This is a genomic window from Pseudomonas brassicacearum (assembly GCF_003732265.1).
Taxonomy (GTDB): Bacteria; Pseudomonadota; Gammaproteobacteria; order Pseudomonadales; family Pseudomonadaceae; genus Aquipseudomonas; species Aquipseudomonas brassicacearum_D.
The window spans coordinates 1-525 of the sequence record NZ_MOBK01000440.1; the positions used below are offsets into that span (position 1 = coordinate 1).

Consider the following 525-nt stretch of genomic DNA (forward strand, 5'->3'; position numbering starts at 1 on the left):
TATGGCGAGAAACCGTGGGCCGTGGGCGACACGTCGGTGCAAACCCTGATGAGCTTTTTCAACATCACCAAGTACCCACCGTCGTTGCTGTTTATCGCGCTGACCGTGAGCGCTGGGTTGTTACTGCTATTGGCATTCGAACGCTTGCAGGAGCGTCGCTGGATTCGCTGGCTGACTGTGTTCGGTTCGGCGCCGATGTTTTTCTACCTGCTGCACCTGTACACATTGAAGGTGTTGTACCTGATCGGCGTGGCCCTGTTCGGGCTGAATCAGGGCAGCTATTTTGGCTTCTCGTCAGTCGCGGCCATCTGGCTGGCCGCAGTCATTCTGGCGATTGTGCTGTTCCCGGCCGTACGCTGGTTCTCGGCATTGAAGGCCCGCCGCCGCGACATCGCCTGGCTGAAGTACCTGTAAGCGCTAGTGCCGGTTGCGCACGAAATCGATAAACGCCTTCAGTGCTGCCGGCACATTACGGCGGCTCGGGTAGTACAGGTGCAGCCCCGGATAGTATGGGCACCAGTCTGC

General features: G+C 58.7%; 2 pseudogenes. One reads left to right on the forward strand and one right to left on the reverse strand.

The window, feature by feature from the left end:
* Positions 1–414, forward strand: a pseudogene (locus BK660_RS32135) (hypothetical protein); the annotation flags it as partial.
* A 3-nt stretch (positions 415–417) separates the two neighbouring features.
* On the opposite strand, the pseudogene BK660_RS33405 reads toward BK660_RS32135, so the two are convergent.
* Positions 418–525, reverse strand: a pseudogene (locus BK660_RS33405) (LysR family transcriptional regulator); the annotation flags it as partial.